6 protein-coding genes are annotated in these 3523 nt (G+C 34.0%); 1 reads left to right on the forward strand and 5 read right to left on the reverse strand.

The window, feature by feature from the left end; genetic code table 11:
- Positions 1-608: 608 nt before the first annotated feature.
- The 5 genes from AC1DSB_RS16435 to AC1DSB_RS16455 form a co-directional block, all read right to left on the reverse strand.
- Positions 609-1217 (reverse strand): stage II sporulation protein M, encoded by a 609-nt coding sequence (locus AC1DSB_RS16435; RefSeq protein WP_477587132.1) that lies wholly within the window; start codon positions 1215-1217, stop codon positions 609-611.
- A 133-nt stretch (positions 1218-1350) separates the two neighbouring features.
- Positions 1351-1614: a YhfM domain-containing protein gene (locus AC1DSB_RS16440; protein ID WP_477533345.1), complete on the reverse strand. Its 264-nt coding sequence runs from the start codon at positions 1612-1614 to the stop codon at positions 1351-1353.
- Positions 1611-1769, reverse strand: a complete 159-nt coding sequence (locus AC1DSB_RS16445) for a hypothetical protein (RefSeq protein ID WP_477533344.1) — start codon at positions 1767-1769, stop codon at positions 1611-1613. Before AC1DSB_RS16445 ends, AC1DSB_RS16440 begins: the two co-directional genes overlap by 4 nt.
- A gap of 163 nt (positions 1770-1932) precedes the next feature.
- Positions 1933-2097, reverse strand: a complete 165-nt coding sequence (locus tag AC1DSB_RS16450; RefSeq protein ID WP_477533343.1) for a hypothetical protein — start codon at positions 2095-2097, stop codon at positions 1933-1935.
- Between the two features lie 59 nt (positions 2098-2156).
- Complete coding sequence (locus tag AC1DSB_RS16455) at positions 2157-2642, reverse strand: hypothetical protein (RefSeq protein WP_477587133.1); 486 nt, start codon at positions 2640-2642, stop codon at positions 2157-2159.
- Positions 2643-2795: 153 nt separating this feature from the next.
- On the opposite strand from AC1DSB_RS16455, the gene AC1DSB_RS16460 reads away from it, so the two are divergent.
- The coding region (locus AC1DSB_RS16460; protein ID WP_477587134.1) for an alpha/beta fold hydrolase at positions 2796-3523 on the forward strand (728 nt) is incomplete at its 3' end.

Consider the following 3523-nt stretch of genomic DNA (forward strand, 5'->3'; position numbering starts at 1 on the left):
GCTTTTTCTTCAGATGTAGTTTCTTCAGATTTAGTTCCTTCAGTCGTTGTAACTTTTTTCTCTTCATTGTCTTCAGTACAAGCTGCAAGAACTAAAGAAAGTGAAGCAATAAGCAATAATAGTTTTTTCATCATTCAATCTCCTTTAATATTGGGAATATTTAGTTATATTACCATGGATAAACTTTCCTGTAAAGGAACTACCAAATAGAGAATCTTATAATCAAAAAAAAGCAAAGCGGTACAACTTTTTTACAAACAGTTAAAATTGCTTCTATACGGTGTGACTTTTTTATTAACAGTACAACTTTATTTCAAATTTACATTAAATCTAGGCCATTAGAAAAAGCCGCTTTGTTGCTTTGAAATAAAGTTTGATCAAAGATACCTGACAAATCAGTATTTTACGATAAATAAAAATGAATCCATTTTGAAAAAAGATTGATCAAAATGGATTCATATCCAGCAGATTTAAGTATCGGTTTTATAAAAAAGTTTGATCATTTTCTACCTGTGTTGCTCCACAATCGCGCCCGATTGTTGAATACTATTTCATTGTGTCGCTTGCGCTAAATCCAAAACATTTACGAATCCATCCGTTGAGATCTACTATTGAAATAAATTGAATATGATATCAGCTATGTAAGTTTCCAGAAATGCGGCTACAATGATTATCGGTATAACAAAGATGGCGTAAGTTCTTATTGTCTCTAAGAATTTTTTAATAAAAGATATTCCTTCTTTGTCTTTCTTAAATATATTTCTTATCTTTACTCTAACAACTTGGTTTAATTCAAAAAGAACCGCTGCAAGTAAGCATAAAGCAAAAACTTCAAAAACATAATGAGGAATAGTAGAGATTATTATCTCAAAACCTTTTTTAAAATCGGCTTGTAAACCAATTCCAAAAAGAATCCCAGGCAGAGAAACAGTTGAAATTATATTTATGAGATATAGAAATTGTATTGGAATTAAGGCTAAGATAAGCATTTGTAAGGGAACCATAAATCCGTTATTAACAATATAGGACCATAGTTTATCTATGCCTGTAGATTCTTTTACTTGGTTCGATAACTTACTTTTTGCTCCTTCCATTACTTCTTTTAAATCCGGATTGATTATGTAGGTTATTATAGTTGCAATAATTGTTATGGCTGCTGCAAATAAAAAAAATTTAACAGCTCTCTTAACTATAATTTTTGGCATAGTAGACACCATAATTTAGAACCACCCTCCTTAATTTATATAGCTAATACATTATCATATTATTCAACTATATGGCCGCCTTGTAAAGGCTGCCGGTTATTCAACTAAAGCGCCCGTTAGTTGAAGAGTATATGAAGACATGGAATTATTTTATTAATTCTTCTCCTGTTAAAATTTCATATAGGTCTGCTGAATCTTGCTTTGTTAATTTTACATATCTATCGCTATCGGTAACTATCTCTAGATTTTCATCATTTGGGCTAATCCATAGTAAATAAGACGCTATTTTGTCTTCGCTGCCGTTGCTATTCTTAGACGGAAATTGAAATTGGTAGTCAGCATAGCGTGCCATTTCTACTTTTTCATTTTCCCAATTAGCATTATTAACTATATCTATCGCTTTTTTCACCTGTTTTTTTGAGTGACTTCTTCGAAGTCTTCAAAAATGTTTTCTTCACCAGTTCGTTTCTGTATAGTTATTTTTTGGCCAATCATTTCATCCAAACAACCCGAAGTAACTAGCAGAACGCTTAGTAGAGAAAAAAACAGTATTATTTTTCTCAATCTATTCCCCCCTTATCTTTACTTTCTTATTAAACTAACCTGCCCCGTTAGTTAAAGAAGATAAAGGCCTTACTCCTTATTGAAGTAAAGCACCCGTGATTTGAAGAAGACTTATTTTAGAGTTGACACAAACTGTGACATGAAAAATGACGGGTTTCCCCGTCTAATTTAGCTTATCTAGTTTGTCAGAAATAGTACGTAGTATTTTGTTCTTTTCCTGCTGTATTTTTAAGAATTTAATCATAAACCAAATCACAAATACAACTGGTGCTATGTAAAAAAAGATAGTTATGATTGGTAAAAAAGCCAAAACTGAATCATAGCCCATTTATAAGCCTCCTCTAATTTTGGTAATTATATCATAATTAGGAATGTGTTTACGATTTATTAGTTAGTGAACAAAAATGCTTCACACCTTCTTGAAGTAAAGCAGCCATTATCCTCTGGATACTCTTTCTTCAGTTCTTCCCTGACGAAGACAATAGCCTTTTCAATAGTTAATATATTTCTCTCGAACCAACTTTCACCCATTTCTCTTACCAACGGGTGAACCAGCCCGATTCTACTAATAATTACAACATACTCAAACAAAACATTTATCACGCTATCATTTAATCCCAATACCTGCAAATCCTTAACCAGTGTTGCATCATTATCAGAATTAACTCCATTTTGTTTTTTAAGAAAATCAATTGGTGTCAAAGATGTAAACCGTTTAATAAGCCATTCATCGGGAGTCATTCCTGTTTTAGCTTTACATAGTTCTTCAAGTTTTGCGTGCCATTCCTCACTTGTCATTCCACGAGCTACTTTTAATCGTTCTTCAATTGTCAATCCGTTTATTTCTTTAAATCGTTCTTCATCATTCGTCATCCTTTACCTCCTTTATGTATTTATCTTTCTTCAACTAACCTGCCCCGTTAGTTGAAGTAGGAAGAGTGCTTAAACAAGCCAAGCAATTCACCTATGTTTCCCTAGATGAGTATCTTATTGTTGATGCCACTTTAATTAAAGGGAGGGAACAACATGGGATACTTTGTTACTGTAGAACCTGGTGTAAGGATATATGTTGAGGATGTAAACCCGGAGGGAAATAAAACAATACTATTTATACATGGTTGGCCATTAAACCATAAGCAGTATGAATATCAGTTTGATGTTCTTCCAGCAATGGGATATCGATGTATAGGCATCGACTGGAGGGGGTTCGGTAATTCGGATAAACCATTCCATGGCTACAACTTTGACAGATTGGCAGATGATATCCATGCAGTAGTAGTCGCGTTGCAGTTAAAAGACTTCACACTAGCAGGACACTCTACAGGAGGGGCAATCTCGATTCGATATATGGCTCGACACCAAGGTTATGGAGTATCCAAACTTGTCCTCATAGACGCTCAATCTCCGTATAGTGTTCAAGAAGAAGTTGCAAATATGTTCATTTCAGGATCACTTAATGATCGACCTAAAATGTTGCAGGGATTAAATGATCTCTTCTTCTTCCAGTATCTTACCACCCCATTATCGGACTGGTTTTTTCAGCTAGGATTACAGGCAGCCGGTTGGTCGACTGTAGCAGTCATGAAGACACTAAGAGATGAGAACGTGTACTATGATCTTGACAAAATACTAGTACCTACACTGATTATTCACGGAATACATGATAAAATTGTTCCGTTTGATAAAGCTCAGGAAACAAATACGCTAATAAAAAATTCACTGCTTGTTCCATTTCAATACAGCGGTCATGGTCC

This window comes from Paenisporosarcina sp. P4_E4_2, assembly GCF_056401595.1.